The 19,433-nt window shown below is 34.0% G+C and carries 23 protein-coding genes; 13 read left to right on the forward strand and 10 right to left on the reverse strand.

What is annotated here, in order from left to right; genetic code table 11:
* Positions 1-12: 12 nt before the first annotated feature.
* The 9 genes from Q4Q16_RS05175 (at position 13) to Q4Q16_RS05215 (ending at position 8,531) form a co-directional block, all read left to right on the forward strand.
* Entirely contained in the window at positions 13-981 is a 969-nt protein-coding gene (locus tag Q4Q16_RS05175) for an NAD(P)H-dependent glycerol-3-phosphate dehydrogenase (protein ID WP_303346659.1), read from the forward strand.
* Position 982: 1 nt separating this feature from the next.
* The gene (locus tag Q4Q16_RS05180) at positions 983-1,684 is read left to right on the forward strand and encodes a 2-C-methyl-D-erythritol 4-phosphate cytidylyltransferase (protein WP_303346660.1); all 702 of its coding nucleotides are present in this window, start codon (positions 983-985) and stop codon (positions 1,682-1,684) included.
* Positions 1,685-1,693: 9 nt separating this feature from the next.
* Entirely contained in the window at positions 1,694-2,713 is a 1,020-nt protein-coding gene (locus Q4Q16_RS05185; RefSeq protein WP_303346661.1) for an acyltransferase, read from the forward strand.
* A gap of 298 nt (positions 2,714-3,011) precedes the next feature.
* Positions 3,012-3,782: a uroporphyrinogen-III synthase gene (locus Q4Q16_RS05190; RefSeq protein WP_303346662.1), complete on the forward strand. Its 771-nt coding sequence runs from the start codon at positions 3,012-3,014 to the stop codon at positions 3,780-3,782.
* Positions 3,775-4,878 carry a glycosyltransferase gene (locus Q4Q16_RS05195; protein WP_303346663.1) on the forward strand — a complete coding sequence of 368 codons (1,104 nt, stop codon included), beginning with the start codon at positions 3,775-3,777 and terminating at the stop codon, positions 4,876-4,878. The genes Q4Q16_RS05190 and Q4Q16_RS05195 overlap by 8 nt, the downstream gene beginning before the upstream one ends.
* Before the next feature lie 4 nt (positions 4,879-4,882).
* Positions 4,883-5,977 (forward strand): UDP-galactopyranose mutase, encoded by a 1,095-nt coding sequence (gene glf, locus Q4Q16_RS05200; RefSeq protein WP_303346664.1) that lies wholly within the window; start codon positions 4,883-4,885, stop codon positions 5,975-5,977.
* 8 nt (positions 5,978-5,985) lie between these two features.
* Positions 5,986-6,255 (forward strand): signal recognition particle subunit SRP19/SEC65 family protein, encoded by a 270-nt coding sequence (locus Q4Q16_RS05205; RefSeq protein ID WP_303346665.1) that lies wholly within the window; start codon positions 5,986-5,988, stop codon positions 6,253-6,255.
* Between the two features lie 5 nt (positions 6,256-6,260).
* On the forward strand, positions 6,261-7,667 hold the full coding sequence (gene recJ, locus Q4Q16_RS05210) for a single-stranded-DNA-specific exonuclease RecJ (RefSeq protein WP_303346666.1): 1,407 nt from the start codon (positions 6,261-6,263) through the stop codon (positions 7,665-7,667).
* Between the two features lie 60 nt (positions 7,668-7,727).
* Positions 7,728-8,531 (forward strand): winged helix-turn-helix transcriptional regulator, encoded by an 804-nt coding sequence (locus Q4Q16_RS05215; RefSeq protein ID WP_303346714.1) that lies wholly within the window; start codon positions 7,728-7,730, stop codon positions 8,529-8,531.
* Here Q4Q16_RS05215 and Q4Q16_RS05220 read toward each other — a convergent pair whose 3' ends face one another.
* Both Q4Q16_RS05220 and Q4Q16_RS05225 read right to left on the reverse strand, forming a co-directional pair.
* The gene (locus tag Q4Q16_RS05220) at positions 8,532-9,815 is read right to left on the reverse strand and encodes a DEAD/DEAH box helicase (protein WP_303346667.1); all 1,284 of its coding nucleotides are present in this window, start codon (positions 9,813-9,815) and stop codon (positions 8,532-8,534) included. It abuts the gene before it with no gap.
* Between the two features lie 35 nt (positions 9,816-9,850).
* Positions 9,851-10,666 (reverse strand): radical SAM protein, encoded by an 816-nt coding sequence (locus Q4Q16_RS05225; protein ID WP_303346668.1) that lies wholly within the window; start codon positions 10,664-10,666, stop codon positions 9,851-9,853.
* 104 nt (positions 10,667-10,770) lie between these two features.
* Between Q4Q16_RS05225 and cas4 the strand changes: the two genes are divergently transcribed.
* Complete coding sequence (cas4, locus tag Q4Q16_RS05230; protein WP_303346669.1) at positions 10,771-11,457, forward strand: CRISPR-associated protein Cas4; 687 nt, start codon at positions 10,771-10,773, stop codon at positions 11,455-11,457.
* 6 nt (positions 11,458-11,463) lie between these two features.
* A complete protein-coding gene (locus Q4Q16_RS05235) occupies positions 11,464-11,913 on the forward strand; it encodes a thermonuclease family protein (RefSeq protein WP_303346670.1) in 450 nt (149 codons plus the stop codon).
* Positions 11,914-12,023: 110 nt separating this feature from the next.
* On the opposite strand, the gene Q4Q16_RS05240 is transcribed toward Q4Q16_RS05235, so the two are convergent.
* The 6 genes from Q4Q16_RS05240 to Q4Q16_RS05265 form a co-directional block, all read right to left on the reverse strand.
* Entirely contained in the window at positions 12,024-12,425 is a 402-nt protein-coding gene (locus Q4Q16_RS05240; RefSeq protein ID WP_303346671.1) for an RDD family protein, read from the reverse strand.
* A 9-nt stretch (positions 12,426-12,434) separates the two neighbouring features.
* Positions 12,435-13,457: a hydrogenase expression/formation protein HypE gene (gene hypE, locus Q4Q16_RS05245; protein ID WP_303346672.1), complete on the reverse strand. Its 1,023-nt coding sequence runs from the start codon at positions 13,455-13,457 to the stop codon at positions 12,435-12,437.
* Positions 13,458-13,553: 96 nt separating this feature from the next.
* Positions 13,554-13,928 (reverse strand): 30S ribosomal protein S8e, encoded by a 375-nt coding sequence (locus Q4Q16_RS05250; protein ID WP_303346673.1) that lies wholly within the window; start codon positions 13,926-13,928, stop codon positions 13,554-13,556.
* A gap of 192 nt (positions 13,929-14,120) precedes the next feature.
* Positions 14,121-14,351 (reverse strand): hypothetical protein, encoded by a 231-nt coding sequence (locus Q4Q16_RS05255; RefSeq protein WP_303346674.1) that lies wholly within the window; start codon positions 14,349-14,351, stop codon positions 14,121-14,123.
* A gap of 15 nt (positions 14,352-14,366) precedes the next feature.
* Positions 14,367-14,642, reverse strand: coding sequence for a hypothetical protein (locus Q4Q16_RS05260; protein WP_303346675.1), 276 nt, complete (start codon positions 14,640-14,642; stop codon positions 14,367-14,369).
* 74 nt (positions 14,643-14,716) lie between these two features.
* Entirely contained in the window at positions 14,717-15,061 is a 345-nt protein-coding gene (locus Q4Q16_RS05265; protein WP_303346676.1) for a hypothetical protein, read from the reverse strand.
* A gap of 191 nt (positions 15,062-15,252) precedes the next feature.
* Between Q4Q16_RS05265 and Q4Q16_RS05270 the strand changes: the two genes are divergently transcribed.
* Together Q4Q16_RS05270 and Q4Q16_RS05275 are read left to right on the forward strand one after the other, a co-directional pair.
* A complete protein-coding gene (locus tag Q4Q16_RS05270) occupies positions 15,253-15,936 on the forward strand; it encodes a DNA polymerase domain-containing protein (RefSeq protein WP_303346677.1) in 684 nt (227 codons plus the stop codon).
* Between the two features lie 36 nt (positions 15,937-15,972).
* A complete protein-coding gene (locus Q4Q16_RS05275; RefSeq protein WP_303346678.1) occupies positions 15,973-16,668 on the forward strand; it encodes a TIGR02253 family HAD-type hydrolase in 696 nt (231 codons plus the stop codon).
* Between the two features lie 14 nt (positions 16,669-16,682).
* Here Q4Q16_RS05275 and Q4Q16_RS05280 read toward each other — a convergent pair whose 3' ends face one another.
* Both Q4Q16_RS05280 and Q4Q16_RS05285 read right to left on the reverse strand, forming a co-directional pair.
* On the reverse strand, positions 16,683-17,462 hold the full coding sequence (locus tag Q4Q16_RS05280; RefSeq protein WP_303346679.1) for an exodeoxyribonuclease III: 780 nt from the start codon (positions 17,460-17,462) through the stop codon (positions 16,683-16,685).
* Positions 17,462-19,006, reverse strand: a complete 1,545-nt coding sequence (locus Q4Q16_RS05285; RefSeq protein ID WP_303346680.1) for a phenylalanine--tRNA ligase subunit alpha — start codon at positions 19,004-19,006, stop codon at positions 17,462-17,464. Before Q4Q16_RS05285 ends, Q4Q16_RS05280 begins: the two co-directional genes overlap by 1 nt.
* Between the last annotated feature and the right edge of the window lie 427 nt (positions 19,007-19,433).

The following is a 19,433-nucleotide window of genomic DNA, read 5'->3' on the forward strand; positions in this document are numbered from 1 at the left end:
TCGGTGAAAACTATGAAATTAAATGTTGGAGTTATTGGCAGCGGTGCAATGGGAACTGCAATTTCACAGTCAATAGCTGAAAATGTAGACAAATTATTTTTATATGCAAGAAGAGAGGAGATTTGTAATGAGATTAATTCCAAACATTACAACTCCCAATATTATCCGAATTTAAAATTAAAAGATAATATAATTGGAATAAATGATTTTAGTAAACTGAAAGATGCAGACATTATTTTTTTATGCATCCCATCATCAACCGTTCGAAATGTGACAGAAGAGTTAAATGATTATATTTCCAAAGACTGCATTCTGGTTACAACTGCAAAAGGAATGGAAGCCAATACAAACAAACGCATGACAGAAATAATTGAAGAGACAACAAAAAGACCGGCAGTTGCATTGTCAGGTCCCAATATTGCCTCTGAAATGGCTCAGAATTTATCTACTGCAACAACTATTGCATGTGACAATAAAGAATATTTAACAAAAGTGAAAAATTCATTAGAAACTAAAAAGTTTAAGGTAAACACAAATACTGACGTTATTGGAACAGAATACTGCGGCATTCTTAAGAATGTGGTTGCAATCAGTCAGGGAATATGTGAAGGTTTGGACATTAATGATAATGCGAGGTTTGCATTATTTACTAAAAGTTATAATGAAACAAAAGAGATTATCGAAGTTTTAGGTGGAAAAAGAGACATTGTTGATGATTATTGCGGATTTGGAGATATAATCACAGCATCCACATTATCAGTTAGTAGAAACCATACTTTAGGTGTTTTATATGGTCAGGGGATTGTTGTTGATGAAAAATCGTCAGGAATTCTATTTGAAGGCAGAAACACAACAGTTATTCTAAAAGGAATTTGTGAAAAATATAACCTCAATAGCCTGACTGTTGATTTTGTATATGATGTTATTGTGGAAAAAAACAATCCGAAACTGGCATTTAATAATTTCTGGGACGGTTTATAATATGATTTTTGCAGCAATGCTTGCTGGTGGAATCGGAACCAGAATGGGTTTGAATAAACCAAAACAGTTTGAAATTGTTGGTGATAAACCTATACTCATACATTCTACCGAAACATTTCTAAAAGTAAATGAAATTGATAGAATTATTGTTTCATCTCCTGAAAAGTTTATTGACCGAACCAAAGAATTAATCAACGATTATTTTCCGGATGATGAAAAAATTGCCGTTATAGCTGGCGGTGAAACACGAAATGACACTATCCTGAATTCAATAAAGTACATAAAAGAAAATTACTCAGATGAAGATCATATTTTGATTACGCATGATGCTGCCAGAATCTTCGTAAGTGAAAGTTTAGTTAAAAAAAGTATTGACAGTGTAATCAACCATGATGCTGCAAGTCCGGTAATGCCTGCTGTTGACGTTATATTTGAAACCAAAGAAGAAGGAAAACTAACAGACATTCCCCTCCGCAGGAATTTAGTGCATGCCCAGACTCCTCAAAGCTTTAAAATTAATAGATTTATGGAAATATACTCCAATTTAAATCAGGAGGAAATAGATACATTGGATGAAGCAATGATGCTGTTCTTCCTGAGAGACGGAGATGTAAAATTATTTAAAGGAGAATCAGGTAATTTTAAAATTACTCGAAACATAGATTTGAAAATTGCAGAAGCATATTTAAATGAAATAAAATAGCTTGATAAAATGAAAAACTTAAATCATGACACCAAACCCAAAAAAGAGAGAATATTTTATTACGATTTCCTAAGGGCTTTTGCAATAATTGCAGTTATTATTTGTCATGTCGACCATTTCTTTGGTCCGCTAACCGGCACAACCCAAATTATTGCTCAAATGACTTTTCATGATATTGGAAGAATAGGTGTTCCTATCTTTTTAATGATTAGCGGAGCGCTTCTCTTAAACCGCGAGTATCCTGATTTGGGACAATTTTTAAAGAAGAGATTTGCACGTATTATTTATCCTTTTATTTTTTGGATTATCTTAATTTTAGCTCAGCTTACATATTACGGTTATAATCAGACATTTATCTGGAATGTGTTTATCGGAGAACCTTCAATTACCTGGTATTTTTGGGTTTTAATCGGGATTTATTTGTTTTTGCCTATCCTCAATTCATTTGTTAAGGAGTATGGGGAGAATGGTTTAAAATACTTTTTGGCCATTTGGTTTATGATAATGGTTTTAAAGACATTCAATTCCTATCCTTTATGGGCCAATTTTGATTTAAGCTATTTTGCAGGTTATGTTGGATACCCAATTTTAGGATATTATTTGGCCAATAAAGAATTTAAAGTAACTGATGCTAAAATGTGCATTGCAGGATTTGTTACTCTTTTAATTTCTTTAGGAGTGTTTGTTTATTTGAATTATTACAGCAGCAATTTAATCAGCCTAATTTATCAAAACATTCCAATAATATTTATGGGTTCAGGTTTATTCATATTTGTCAGATACCTTGACAAGTTAAACAAGTTTAACTCAATTAAAGACAATTTCGTCGGAAAAGCGATTATTTCATTAAGTGTGTGCAGTTATGGGATGTATTTTTCACATGTGCTTGTGGTTAAATTCCTATCCTACTACAATCCCCATTCCCATTTAATGTTTCCAGTGATGTTTGCTTCAATTATATTTTTATCCTGGCTGCTGCCCTATGTGTTAAGTAAAATCCCTTATGTGAAAATTTTCAGCGGATTATAAATCCTAAAAAGAAGCGGTTTGAAGTTTTAACAATGAAAGTAATTTGCGTTTCTCTTGTTTGAACTTATCCGCCGAATATAATTACTTTTTTAAAAATTAACCAGCATAATCACTGAAAAGATTTTTAAATAATATTAATATAGTGCAAATCAAACAATATGATTCCTATCAATGTTAAAAAGCAATTTTATCTGATATATAAACTCAATTCAATTCCAATAAAAACAGCATTTAACATAATATTATAAACCAATAAAAACAAAATATAGAACATTATAAATTAATGAAGGTAATATAAATGTCAAAACCCGTTGTTGCAATAACAAGACCTAAGGACAGGGCGAAACAGGCTTGTGATATTGTAGAAAAATTAGGTGGAACAGCAATTCTTGCACCAACACTTGATTTGAAGCCTGTAAACAGCGAATCTTTAAAGGAGTTAGTTAAAAGAAAAGATGAACTTGATTGGATTGTTTTCACATCACCTACAACCATTGTTTCATTAAATAAATTTTATCCCGGCTTTATCAATAGCCTCAATTGTAAATTGGCAGTTATTGGAAACAAGACTGGGAAACTCGCTGAAGAAAATGGTTTAAAGGTTGATTTGATTCCCAAAGATTTCACAGCAGAAGGCCTTATTGAGGAATTTGAAAAACTAAAGATTAGAGACCAGATAATTGGAATCCCCAGAACCGCTTCTGCAAGACCTGTATTGCCCGAAAGATTGGAAGAACTTGGAAATGAAGTTATTTTAGCCGAAGCATACAAATCATTATTTCCAATGGATAAGAATGCAATAAAAAATTTAATTTCCAAAATTGAAAACAGAGAAATTGATGCAATCACATTTACAAGTCCGCTGACTGTTGAAAACTTTTTTGAAATAGCCGAAGACAAGCAAAAAATAGCTAATTTATTATCCGAAAACCTATTGACAGTCTGCATCGGCCCAATTACTGCAAGAGTTCTGGAAAAATATGGCATTACCTACATTTACCCCGACACGTACACAGTTCCGGATATGATGGAATTATTATTTAAAACATGGAGAGAACAAAATGAATGATAAAATAAGCATTATTCTACCAATATTTAATGTTGGCGATCATCTAAGAGGAGGAATTGATTCACTTATCAATCAGACAATTGGAAATGAAAACTTGGAAATCATTATGGTTAACGATTGTTCGACTGACGGGTCAGGTGAAATCATAGATGAATATGCCGAAAAATATGAGTGTTGTACTGCAATACACCATGAAAAGAACAGTGGTGCAGCATATACTCCACGAAATACAGGTATTGAAGCCTGCAGTGGAGATTATATAATGTTTTTAGACCCTGACGACAGATACACACCTGATGCCTGTGAAACATTATATAATGTTGTTAAAAGAAATAATGCAGACGTTGCCTTCGGACGCTTTAGAAGAATATTTGAATATGGAGGCAAAGTTCAAAAATCATTTTCACCATATTTAGACAGTCTGGAAAATTCATATCCTGATGAAACACTTGAAACTGCAAATTTTTTAGATATTCCTGACTTTATCTGGGATAATTTTGTAGAGAAATTCCTTTACGGCAAAACTCTGGAAGTAACTTACCCGAGAGACTCACCTCTCGATACAATCCGCGTTGATAACATTGAACAGGAACCTGATTTATTGAAAATGGCTCCAGCCGTGTGGAGTAAAATTTATAAAAGAGAATTAATAATGGATAATGATTTAAGATTCCAGCCATTCGTTTCAGGTGATGACCTGGCATTTTCCCTGGAAGCATTGCTAAAAGCAAAGGGCATTGTCTTTTTAAACAATTTCATTTGTTATGATTACTATATCAGGGATCTGCCTGATGACAAATCAATTACCAATAACGTCAATGTGAAACTATTAAGTGAGCTGATGGAATCATACATTTACTGTAGGAAATGCACTGAAGGATTTCCAAAAGAGATTCAAACAGTTTCCCTGAATCCTCATTTGTTTCACTGGACAAATTCATGGAAACATTCTCCATTTACCCGAGAAGAAAACAAATTACTGCTAAGTAAAGTAAATGAGCTTAAAAATATCCATAAAAGTGATTTTAAAACTAAAATGCTGTTAAGTTCAATGACAAAAGCCCTTGAATCTAAAATTCAAATTCAAAAGGAGTAAAATAATGACCGATTATAAATATGTAATTGTAGGCGCCGGACTTTCTGGTTTAACAATAGCTGAGAGAATTGCAAATCAGTTGGATGAAAAAGTTTTAATTATTGAAAAGCGCGACCATATTGGAGGCAATGTTTATGATTTTTACCAGGACGACCTCCTGATTCAGAAATACGGTCCTCACATTTACCATACAAACGATAAAAAAGTTCACGATTACCTTTCACAGTTTACACAATGGATTGATTACGTGCACAGGGTATTGAGCTATGTTGATGGAAAGCTTGTGCCTATGCCAATCTGTATTGATACCTTAAATAAATTGTATGACCTTGACCTGGATGAAAATTCAATGAAGGAATGGATTGATGAGCATAAAGAAGATATTGATGAGATAAAATCCTCCGAAGATGTTGTTCTTAAAAATGCCGGAAGGGATATTTACAATAAGCTGTTTAAAAACTATACTGAAAAGCAATGGGGAACCTCAGCAGCTGATTTAAGTCCAAGCGTCATTTCAAGAATTCCTTTTAGATTCAATCATGACGACCGATACTTTGGAGACACATATCAGGGAATGCCGAAAGAAGGATTTACAAAAATGTGTGAAAACATGGCAAAATCCGATAACATTGAAATTATCCTCAAAACAGATTATAAAGATTATATAGATAAAATCAATTACGAAAAACTAATCTACACCGGCCCGATTGATTACTTTTATGATTATAAGTACGGGGAACTGTTATACAGATGTCTGAACTTCGTATATGAAATCTTAAATCAGGATTCCTATCAGGAGGTAGGTGTTGTAAACTATCCTAATCATCCATACTTTACAAGGATAACCGAATTTAAAAAGTTAACCCAGCAGAAGGCCGATGGAAAGACAGCCATCATGAGGGAATATCCAGGATTCAATGGTGAGAAATGTTATCCATATCCAACAGAGGAATATTTGGATAAATTCAAATTATACGAAGCGGAAATGGAAAAAGAAGAAAATGTAATATTTGCCGGAAGATTAGCCAAATACAAATATTACAATATGGATTTAGTAGTTAAAGATGCATTAGAAATTTTTGAAAAACAAATCAGATAGGTGTTGACATGATTGCAATATGGCCACAGTATTTAAATAAAGACTTGTCCCTTAGCGAAGGTCGTAAAATATCTATTGAAGAGTCTGTTAAGAACCCTTCAATTAACGAAATTGAAAGAGCACTGAAAAGACTTGGATTTACATACAATTTGGAAAAAGACAAGGCATATCCTGGAAAATGGTATGAAAAATCCGGAAGAGTCCTTGTTGAATGGGAAGGAACAAAATTAGACCTTATACGAGAAGTTAGTTTAAAAATCAAAGAACTCAGAAACTGATTAATATGCAAATACCCCAACCGATGCACGAACAATACCTCGAAGCAAAAAAGCTTATCGAAAGCTCAAATGACATTAAGGTCTATTCACATATTGACTGTGACGGCATTTGTTCAGGTGCAATATTATCAACCATACTCGACAGGCAAAATAAAGAACATGAAATCGAGTTTGTAAATTTAGACGTCTTGGATGACATGGACCTTAACCACGAACTTACAATATTTTCAGATTTAGGTTCAGGCCAAAGAGTTGACTCAAAAGCCCGTGAAGGTCAGAAAATCCTCATCCTGGACCATCATCCTCCATTAAGGGATATTGATTACAGAGCCGGCAAAAATTATACTTTTTTAGAAATCAATCCTATGCATCACGGCATTGACGGGTCATATGACGTTTGTGGCGGAGGATTATGTTATTTTCTTGGAAAGGAATTCGGATATACTGATTTAAGCTGGATTGGTGTTTTATCTGCAATTGGAGATATGCAAAACACTAAAACTGGCCATTTTGAAGGTTTAAATGAAATAATACAACAAGATGCAATTGACGGAGGATATCTCAAGCTAACAAAGGATGATTTAAACATTTACGGCAGAAACTCAAGACCTCTCTTCGTTGCCCTTTCTTACTTTAGTGATGTAAAACTGCCGATTACAAACAACACCAATGAGACAATGGCTATTCTAGAAGAACTGGGCATTGATGAAAAACACAACCGAAAAACTTTAAACGAATTGACAATGGAAGAAAAAGGCAAGCTTTTCCAACGCCTTCTTTCAATGCTGGCAAAGGTTGTTCCGGGAAAATATATTCAGTATCTTCCCCAGTTAATCATTGGAGATTCATACACATTCTTAAAAGAAGATCCCTCCAGTTTTCTCAGAGATGCTTCTGAATTTTCAACAGCCATGAATGCATGCGGCAGAAATCATGAAGAAAAAATAGCCATGGAAGTTTTAAAAGGAGACAGATTTGTTGCTCTTGATGAGCTTGAAGATGTAAGCTTAAATCACAGGCGCAATCTTGCTCAGGCAATATCCGGTGTTGTAGAAAGCGATGATGCGAATATCATTGAATTGGAAAACCTGCAATACTTTGATGGAACCGGAATTAAACCAGAAATTGTCGGAACAATAACCGGAATGATTTTAGGTTACTGCAACTGGAAAAAACCGATTATAGGATTTGCTCAAACTGACGATACAGGCCTTAAAGTGTCTCTTAGATGTTCAAGATTACTTTCCTATGACGGAATACACTTTGGAAACATTATCCGCAAAGTTGCAGGACAAGTCGGAGGAAGTGGAGGAGGCCACGCAATGGCTTGTGGCGCTTATATTCCGATTGATAAAAAAGACGAATTTCTCAAAGAGTTTAATGAAAATCTAAATGGCAGACTTACACTTTAATATATATAATATAAAATTAAATATATAAATTAATCAATTATAATTGAGGAATGAATTATGATGAAGGCATTTAAAAAAAGAGGTGCTCTTACACATTTTCAAATTTTAAGTGAAATATCAAAACAAGATCCTCACCTCAAACAAAAAGATTTGGCTGATAAATTAGGAATTACCATACAGGCGGTTTCTGAAAATATTAAAACCTTAATCGAACTGGACTACATTAGTTCTAAAGATGGAAGATCACCTTATAAAATAACACAAAAAGGTATTGAAAAAGTTAAAAAAGACGCAATTAGCTTGAGAAAATATTCCGATTCTGTTTTGGAAACTATGAATCATTACAAAACCATCTGGCCAGCTATTGCAAATGAAGACCTTAAAAAAGGAGATCTTGTCGGCCTTTACATGGAAGATGGGGTTTTATACGCTCATAAAAAAGAAGAAAATGCTACCGGCGTTGTTTTAGAAGATGCAGAAGCCAATATGGACGTTTCCCTAACCAACCTTACCGGAATTATTGATGTTGTAAACGGGGAAGTTACCCTCATTATTGTTCCGACCATCAAAGACGGCGGATCTAAAGCTTCCGATTTGGACTTGATTAAAAAGGTCTATGAAAAAGGAACAAACAGCGGTGAAAAAATCAATAAGGTCGCATCGGCAGGTACTGTTTCCCGCGCGATTATAAACAAGTTAGGACTTCCCCTTGACATTGAATACGGTGCGCCACATGCAACTGCAAATGCTGCCCGAAAAGGACTAAACGTTCTTGCAATTTGCGTTGGGGACATGAGCAAATCATTTACACGCGAACTTGAAGCTGAAAAAATCAAATACAATATTATCGATGGGAAAAAATAATTACTTTTCCCTTACCATCTTTAACAGACCTGCAGCCAGAAGTTCTGAATTTATTTTTTTATTTACGTTCTTTTTTACTGATTCAAGATAAAAGTCATCCACTTCTTCAAGTTCAATGAGATTTTTAACATTGTCCAGAATCATGTTATTTTTAATATATTCAACTTCCTTAAATGAAGGAATCTTTTTTTCGGCAATTTTGGTTTTATTGACCTTTTTAATAGCATTGAATCTCTGAATCTCATCTCTTGAAACTAAAGTAAAAGCATATCCGATTTTTCCCGCCCTTGCAGTTCGCCCAATCCGGTGAATATAATTTTCAGGATTCTGGGGAACATCGTAATTGATAATAACATCCAGATTGTCAATATCCAATCCCCGTGCTGCAACATCAGTTGCAACCAAAATGGAAATGTTTCCATTTCTAAATTTATTCATTACACGGTTTCTTACTTTTTGAGTCATGTCTCCATGAAGGCTGTCAACAGAATATCCTCTTTTTCTTAAATGCTTTTCAACATAATTTACTCCCTTTTTCGTATTGCAGAATATTAATGCCAGTTTGACGTCATATACATCAAGCAGTCTTGTCATGTCTTCAAATTTATACTTGATATTGCATTTGAAAAAGTATTGTGTTATTTTTGGAGTGTTTTTCTTATTTGAAGCTATTTTGATAGTTTTTGGATTTTTCTGATATTTTTTAGCAATTTTTTTTATTTCATCGGGAATTGTAGCTGAGAAAAGTAGCGTTTGTCTGTTTACAGGAGTGTTTTTTAAAATAAACTCAATATCATCAATAAATCCCATATTCAACATTTCATCTGCTTCATCTAAAACAACACTTTCAATACCTATCAAATCCAGGTTGCCTCTTTCAATATGGTCAATTACACGACCGGGAGTTCCAACAACAATATGAACGCCTTTTTTTAAAACTCTGGTTTGTTTTCCTATTGGCTGGCCACCATAAACTGCTAAAATTTTAAGTTTTTTAATTTTTGAACCTACTTTGGCAAGTTCATCAGCCACCTGCATACACAGTTCTCTTGTTGGACACAGGACAATGGCCTGGGGAGACCTGTCTTCAATGAAAATTTTTTCAATAATTGGAACTGCAAAAGCAAGAGTCTTGCCAGAACCTGTTTGTGCCTGGCCAATAATGTCACTGCCCTTTAAGGATTTGGGAATGGACATTTCCTGAATAGGTGTTGTTTTTGCAAATCCCATTTCTTTTATGGCCTTTTTAATATTATCTGAAATATCCAAGTCATCAAAATACATTACATAAATATTTGATGAAATAACTATATAACAATTTAGATTAATTTAGATTGAAGAGATTTCTGAGGAAAATGGGATAAATACTGAAATATTTCCTGAGGATTGTTCATGAGTCCGTGTTTCTGTGTTTTTTTATTAAAAATAGACATTAACTGTTTAGAATTTGGACTTGGAAGGGAGTATCTATTTCCGAATTCTTCAATATATTTTTCCTTAAGACCCGGAAAGTGTTGGTCTAATTTTTTGTAGAAATACTCGCGATTGCCTTTTCTTAAAGTAAGGCCCATCTCAATACATAATATGCCCTTAACATTGGCATCAATACAGAAATCCAAAATAGAGTTAATATTATCAGACGTGTCGTTAATATAAGGCAGAATAGGACATAGCCAAACAACAGTGGGGATGCCTTCTTTGTTTAATTTCTTTAATGCATCTACTCTTTTTGATGTTTCACATACACCAGGTTCTAAAATTTTGCACAGGTCATCATCTGCAGTGGTTATTGTCATTTGGACAACAACTTTTGATTTTTCATTGATTTTTTTAAGCAGATCCAAGTCTCTAAGCACAAGATCAGATTTTGTAATGCAGGTAAATCCAAATCCATATCTGTTAATCAATTCCAATGATTTGCGTGTGAATTCTAGATTTTTTTCAAGAGGCATATAGGGATCAGACATTGCACCGGTTCCAATCATGGCTTTCGGTCTTTTAATGAGTTGTTTTTTAAGAAGACTTAACGAATTTCTTTTAACGGCAATATCTTCAAATTCATGTTCCATTTTATAAATCTCACTTCTGGAATCACAATAGATACAACCGTGAGTGCAGCCCCTGTAGATGTTCATTCCGTTTTTTGGCGACAGTATACTTTTCGAGGTGATATAATGCATAAAGTTAGTTTTGATTTTGAAAGATAAATAATTATACTTTGAAAAATATATAACAGATTATGGAGCAAAAAAATATCATCGAATATTCAAAAGAACATGAATTTAAAGACCACCCTTCAGTAAAAGGTCTTCAGATAATTGAAGATAAAAACAATTTCCCAATTAGCTGGTTGAATCAGCAAGGATACTGCGAGTATCAGCTATATCTCGAGCATGTCAAAGGGATAAGAACACCTTCAACACCTGAAATGACACACGGAAGTGCTGTTCACCAGCAGCTTGAGGACATTTTCAAACAGGACGCAACACCAACAACACTTCCCGAAGCCGTTGAAACTTCAAAAGAAAAGGCAATAATGTCAAGAGAATGCTTTGTTGTTTCACCTTCTTACGGGATTAGAGGATATATCGATGAAATAAGAATGAAACCTGACGAAATAGTGATAATCGATGACAAACCCGGAAGAACACCCTACCAGTCAACAATGAATCAGGTAAGAGCCTACTGTCTTGCTTATAAAGATATGGTGGGGGATGAGAGAAAAATCAAAGCTGCACTTCGTGAAAGAGGCACTGAAAATCTCTTTTGGATTGAAATATTCACTCCTGATGTTGAAAAGGAAATTGAATACACCATCAAAAGGATGCACAGGTTGTTTGATGGAACCAAACCATTTATGCCGACAAAAAATCCTAAAAAATGCCACTCCTGCAGATTCAAACATGACTGCGAACATGCCCAGTAGATTAAAATGAATAAAAAAACCATTTCAATTATCCTGCTGACAGCATTTTTAATTACAACAACTTTAAGCCTAACGAATTCATTTCTAGAAGACAATGCAACTTCCAAAAATCAAACCGGAACACTGATAATCAACAATAAGACTGTCCACTATGAGAAGACAGGAAAATGCGTAGATGTGATTGATGGAAATACCATACAAGTTTATGGCGTCGGCAAAGTTCAGTTAAATCAGATAGGAAGCCCAAAACCTGAAGCCAAACAGTTTGTTAAGGACAACTGTCTTGGAAAAACCGTATATTTGGATATTGACGATAAACAGCCTGAAGACAGATATGGTCGTATAGTGGCTATTGTTTATACAGACACCATTGACGTTAATAAAGAACTGCTTGACAACGGTTTCGCCAATGTATCTTATTTCACACCAAGTGAATTTAAAAAAGGAGAAGTTTGATTATTTAATATTTCCATGTTAAATCAACAAACAAACACTATTCCTTACAAATCCAGTTTAACAAAAGAAAACTTAAACTAATTTAAGTTAAAAAAAAGTAAGAAGTGAGCCTATTTAAGCTCATCAATAACTGTTGTTTTTGAAATGGTGTTTAGAAACCTGTCGGTTTTCAGCATTTTTCCAACAGCCCAATCAAAAACAATCGGAATCCAATAAATTTTAGTCAAATTACGTACAATCGCCTGAGGCCATGAAATATAATTTCCATTGTTAGACACTACCTTTAAATACATTAATGATTTGCCGACACTTGCTCCTTCAAGCTTTTCGCATAAAACAAAGTAAACCATTATTAAAACAGGGACAACATATGGGAAGAAATGATATATTTCATAAGAATCAGCAGGATTAACAACTAAAGACAATAAATAAGACACAATCCACATAAATGCTGAAACAACAAAGAAATCGATTATGTATGCGCCGACTCTTCTTGTAAATACACTTGCCATCTTATCACCTTAACATACTCTAGGAACTGGATCTGCAATAGGCGCTTCAAGAATCCTTTCACCACCAATAGGAGTATTAACCACAACATAATCCCCTTCGACTACTTCACCAATAATAGCTGCGTTTTCACCGTATTTTTCGCCTTTGATAGCTTCAAGTATTTCTTCGGCTTTATCGGCTTTAACTCCCATAACGACTTTTCCTTCGTTAGCCACTTCAAATGGATCAATACCCAGCATTTCAGATACTGCATGAACTTCTTCCTTAATTGGAATAGCTTCCTGTTCAAGAACAACTCCCACACCAGCTTTTGACGCCATTTCATTAATGGCATTTGCAAAACCGCCACGAGTAGGGTCTTTCATAGCAGTAACTCCACCAATTTCCAAAGCTTTCTTAATAATATTCCACATCGGAGCAACATCAGATTTCAAATCGGTTTCAAATCCGAAACCTTCTCTAAAAGACATTAAACTCATTCCGTGATCACCTAAACTGCCGGTGATGATGATTTTATCTCCAACTTCCAAAGTTGAATCACGAACTACTTCGCCTTTTTTAGCAAGGCCAATTCCTGTTGTAACCATAACAATGCCGTCAAGTTTATCCTGAGGCATCACCTTAGTATCGCCTGTAATTACAGCAACATCAACTTCCTGACAAGTTTCATTTAGTGATTTGATGATTTTTTCCAAACTTTCAATTGGAAATCCTTCCTGCATGATTATTGCATTAGCAAGTGCTAATGGACGGGCACCCATTACTGAGACATCGTTAATAGTTCCGGCAGCAGAGATTCTGCCAATATCTCCTCCAGGGAAAAATAGTGGATCAATAGTATGGCCGTCAGTTGTTAAAACAATTTCATAATCATCACCAATAGGAATTGATGCGCCATCATCTAATGCATCTAAACTAATACCGTCATTTACGCTTTTTTTAGTAATATTATCCAAAATTGTACTGGCGATTAAATTAGCCATTACCTCTCCACCAGCACCATGATTCATACTAATTTTATCTTCTGACATTTTATCTCCTGATTATTAAATAATCTAATAAAAAGATATTTGTAAAAACATGTATATTAATTTAGTTAAAAAAAAAGAGAATTTAAAGAAAAATCTTTAAATTAAAATTCCGTTGATAACGCCATCCTGACCAGGTCTGGATGTTACTTTAGCATTACCTTCAGGAGTTTCTACAATAGCACCTTTGGTAATGATGTTTCTTCTTACGTAGTTAGGGTTTGCAGTGTTTTCAACTACGTTGAGAATGTCCACAACTTTGGTTTTACCATCAGCGCCGGTTAAATTGATTTTGTTACCAGTAGCTAATCTGAGTTTTTCGTTTCCGCCACGGGTTCTAATTTTTCTTAATTTTTTTTCGTCTAATCTAGTTTCTGCTGGGTCTCTTCCTAATTCGGATTTTCTTTTTCCACGGTTTGCAACATTTCTTGCACCGGAAGGACTTCTAGTTGATTTTCCTTGAGAAATTGCCATTATTTCACCTAATAAATATAATTTATAAATTAATAATCGCTGTCAATAATCCTCTTTTCAATTAAATCATCTGCAAGATAATTTGATAACTTAATTTTGAGAGCAAAAAAGAGTCTTAATGAATAATGATAATTAAATATTACTCTATCATCATATATAAATGTTTTATTTTAAAAGGTAAAAAGGACAATTTTATTTTTTATTTTTTAAAATGAATTCATCAATTAGTTTGTCAAAATCTTCTTCAGACATGCTTTTATCATTAGTGGCTTTTAATATTTTATCAATTTCTTCAGGTGAAACATCATCACCTAAAAAAGATATTAGCAACTCCTTTAAGTCATCGTCATCAATGTAAGCCTCTTTGTTGGAGATTATCTGACCTTCTTCATCGTAAAAATAATATGGAATATCCTTATTCATTAATTCCACCTATTATCAGTTTTCATCAACAAATTCATAATATACGATACCATATGGGTCATCATCGAAAAACCATTCCATTGGCTCCTCAACGATTTCATCATCAACAAATTCTTCTTCTACTTCATCAGCGCCTTCTACCTGAATAACGATATTAACATCATCATCTAAACTTTCAACATCAATACCTAATTCATCTAAATCTATTACTAACTCATCGCTGTCGAAATCCTCAGGAACCACAATTACAATTTCATCTCCTGAGCCAACATTAATTTTTGGGTTTTCCAAGATATCTTCCTCCTGTATAAGAGTTATCTTAATATTTAACATTATTATATTATAAAGTTAATTAGGACAGTAACTTAATAGTTACTATCCATTTCAAAATTCATGTAGGGAATCTGGAATTTGTTTTTACATTTAACCGAACAGATGCTCAAATCCTCGATAGACATGTTGAAATGCAAACATATTCTATCACAGTTTATCTTTATTTTAACATTCGAATTTTCCAAAATCTGTTTCGGTATATTTAACACTTCAGAGGCATTTTTTACATAAATTGAATTTGGAAAATTGTTTTTATCAATTCCCAAAAAGATTCCACCTGAAATGTCAAAATCGGCGCAAAAACCCTTTTGTCCGTCAACTTTCCCAACAAAAGTATCACTTACCTCATCATAGCTTGAAATTAACCTTTTTTTCATTATATCAAACCTCAAACATATTATATTTAATTCAACATATAAAAAACACCTAAGAGCATTTGAAAAGTAATTTAAAGACAGTATTGAGCAAATATTATCATAATAAGGCATGAAAATTGAAATAATTTCAAAAAGTTGTTTTAGAAAAATATTATTAATAGCTAAATCAAAATCTAAATTAGGTGTCAGTTTTGGTAAGTGAGACAAAAGAACAGTTAGAACTTGAAGAGGAAATCAAGGCCCAGGCCCAGATATTCTTGAAATATCTTAACTCAACCCTTCCAGAAAGCATGGAATTAGAGTATGAGGGATTTTACAGAAGAGGATTTTTCGTAAGTAAAAAAAGATATGCCGTAATTGAAGATGGGGAAATTATAGCCAAGGGATTGGAACTTGTTAGAAGAGACTGGGCGCCTATCGTTAAGAAAACACAGGAATCTGTTTTGATGGCCATTTTAAAAGAAGGAGATTCTGATAAAGCCATTGCCCACGTTAAAAAAGTTTTAAAAAAGATTAAAAACGGTGAAATTGACAAAAAGGAAATGATTATACATACACAAATCACCAAACCCCTTGATAAATACAAACAAATCGGACCTCACGTAGTGGCTGCAAGAAAAATCGAAGAGCACGGCATTAAAGTTGCGCGGGGAACAATTATCCAGTATATAATTGTTAAAGGAAAAGGTTCAATTAGCCAAAGAGCCGTTCCTTATGAGTATAGTGAAGGATTTGAGTATGACAAGGATTACTACATCAACAACCAGTTAATTCCGGCTATTGAAAGGATAATGTACTCCTTCGGATATACAAAAAGGGACCTGGAAGATATGGCCCGCGGTGAAATCCAACAAAGTTTAGATGCTTTCTTCTAAAAATTTAAATATTTTTAAAATTATATAAAGAACCATATGATTAAAAATAATGATGACCGCGTAGTCTTTTTTGATATAGATGGAACATTATTGGATACTTCAAACTTTGCTGAAACTGCAAGAAAAGCAGCTATCGGATTGATGGTGGACAACGGTTTACCTCTTGATAAGGATGAGGCCTATGGTGTTTTAAAAACAATCATACGTGAGAAAGGATCAAATTACAACAGACACTTTAATGTATTAACCCAAGTAGTATTGGGCCATGAAGATCCTATGCTTATAGCTCTGGGGATAGTTACATACCACAATGTTAAAATGGCACTTTTAAGACCTTATGCAGAAACTATCGACACATTAATTTACCTTAAAAGCCAGGGATATCGTTTAGCAGTAATCTCAAATGGAATAACAATTAAGCAATGGGAAAAACTAGTCAGACTCAACGTTTATTCATTTTTCGATGCAGTAATCACATCTGAAGAGGTTGGTAAGGAAAAGCCCAACAAGCTGATTTATGATGTTGCACTTAGAAAGATGGACGGCAATCCTGAAAAATCCGTAATGATTGGAAATAAACTTAAAGAAGATGCTTTAGGTGCAGTTAATGCTGGAATGAGTGCTATTCTTGTAAATTCAGTTATTACAGAAGAAGACAGGGATTACATTAAAAAAGAAAAATTAGATATTACAATCATTGATGATATTGGTGATGTGAAAACAGTACTGTAATCACCAATAACTGTTTATTTTAAAAAATCAAGCTCCAGGGTCACAGGACAGTGGTCAGAACCATATACATCATTTAATATTCCGGCAGATTTTACATTATTTTTCATTTCCTCATTTACATAAAAATAATCCAATCTCCAGCCGGCATTCCTCTCACGTGCACGAGTCCTGTAACTCCACCAGGTAAAGTTATTCTCGCCTTTGTCAAAGATTCTAAAAGTATCAACAAAACCCGCTTCTTCTAATTTATCAAGCCATTCACGTTCTTCAGGCAAATACCCTGATTTTCCCTCACAGTTTTTAGGATTATAAACATCAATCGGATTGTGGGCAATATTATAATCACCGGTGATAACCAAATTTTTCCCCCTGTTTTTCAAATCAACAAGCTGGTCCAATAAAGCATTGCAGAATTCAACTTTAAAGTCCAGTCTTTTAGCTTTCATGCCGCTATTCGGGAAATAAATATTAAATAAAATAAAGTCAGGATATTCAATTCTTAAAACTCTTCCTTCACCGTCAAGCTCTTCAATGCCCAAACCCCTAACGATTTTAGCAGGTTCCAATTTAGAGTATGTTCCAACACCACTATACCCTTTCTTTTGAGCTTCATTGAAAAATTGATGAAAACCGTCAGCATCAGCTAATTTCTTAGGAATTTGATCTTTAGTGGACCTTACTTCTTGAAAGTTGATAATGTCGGCATCGGCATTATCAAACCAGTTCCAAAACTCTTCTTTTTTACAAACAGCCCTAATGCCGTTAACATTCCAAGAAACAAGCTTAATTGACATTATAATTCGACTCCCCTGTCAATAGGCAATTGGCGAAGCCAATTGATATCACTTTTGTAAAGCATACGAATGTCTTCCACATCATATCTAATCATTGCAAGTCTTTCAATGCCCAGACCAAAAGCCAGTGCAGGTTGGCTGATGCCTAAAGGTTTTAATACTTCTGGCCTGAACATTCCTGCCCCTCCAAGCTCGATCCAGCTTTCCTTTTCTTCGAGATAAATTTCGGTTTCAGTTGACAAGTAAGTGTATGGGAAGTAAGCAGGCCTGAACCTTACTTCAAAACCTAATTTTTTATAAAACTCTTTTAAAGTTCCTAAAAGATTTTGGAAACTGATGCCCTCATCACAGACAAGTCCTTCAACCTGATGGAACTCAGGCAAGTGTTTGTAATCAAAAGTTTCTCTCCTAAATACCCTTCCAACTGAAAACATCTTTATTGGAGGTTCATGTTGGAATAAATGTTTTGTAGATATTCCTGTTGTATGGGTTCTTAAAACACTCTGGCGCGCAATATCTTCATCCCAATCATATTGCCAGCCGATTGAACCCGTATCCGCACCGGTTTCATGAGTTTCAGCAGTGAGCTTTACCAAATCCATATCAGGTAAATCGCAGGTTAAGGGATTTTTTAAATAGAATGTGTCCTGCATTTCACGAGCTGCATGGTCCTGTGGCTGGAAAAGTGAATCAAAGTTCCAGAATGCTGATTCAACATAATGCCCGTTGTCTTCTGAAAATCCCATATTCAAGAATATTTCCCTAATTTCATCAATGATAATTCTTAGAGGGTGCTTTTTACCTGCAAAAACAACTGGAGCTTCAGCAGTGATATCGTAAGGACGATACTGTAAATTTTTCCATTCCCCATCCTTTAATTGTTGGTGTGTTAATTGAGTAGCCTGTTTTTGAATAGTGAAACCATGTTTAAGAATTGCATCACCTTTATCCAAAAGTTTAAAAGAATGTGAGGTGTTCTTTTTAATATTCAATATATTTTTCCTGTCATTTAACTTTTTAAATCCGTCCAACAAATCATCGGACAATTTGTCTTTGATAATTTTTTTGGTTTCGGCCAATTTACTTAATAACTCTTCATCATCGCCTAATCTGTCTTTAAAACTAACTCCCATATCAGTGACTTTAACAACACCCTTATCGATTTGAGCCCAGTTTTTACGACGTAACCATCCAATAGCTATGTTGGATTCTTTTTTATCAAGTCCAGAAGCGCTGGCCAAATCTTTCATGTGTATCTCTTTTTTATCGGCTAAAACATCAAGAATTTTACGTTCCGGAAGTTTATTATTTGCAAAATCCAAACCTGCATCAGATAGGGAGATTTCCTCTTCAACATCCTTTTCCACTTCAATAATGTCTTTTGAAGCAAGAGATCCTGCCGCACTCATAACTGATTTAATGTCCATAGAGGTTTTACGAGCAATGTCTTCAGGATTTGCATCAGGATTTGATTCCAATTCTTTTAAAAGTTTCTTTTCGTAAATATGCAATTCATTAATGGTTTTTTTAATATCCTCACTCATTTAAACACCAAAAATTATAAATTAATAATATAATAATATATGTTCAAAATTATTTATAAAGATAATGTTAAAATCAAAAAAATACAATAAAGAAAAAAATTATTAAAAAAATTACATTGCAGAAATCCGATTTTGCATTTGCAAGAAAATTTTTTAAATCATGTTGCCCATGAAATTCTGATTTCTTTATCAGATATCTTCAATTTAATATTTAATTTTCGGATTTGTCTTAAAAAGCAGCTATTCATTAATATCTGGGAAATGATTAGTTGATTAAACCAGCAAAACTATAAAACTCCCTAAGGTTTACCCAATTAACAACTTGCGATTATCACAACAGAAAAAAATAAGAAATTATGAAAAGAAGAAAAGAAGCAGGAGGTATGGGGAAATAAAACCAGAATCTGATTACAACAGATTCCAATCA

It is taken from the genome of Methanobrevibacter sp. (genome assembly GCF_030539875.1).
Lineage (GTDB): Archaea > Methanobacteriota > Methanobacteria > Methanobacteriales > Methanobacteriaceae > Methanocatella.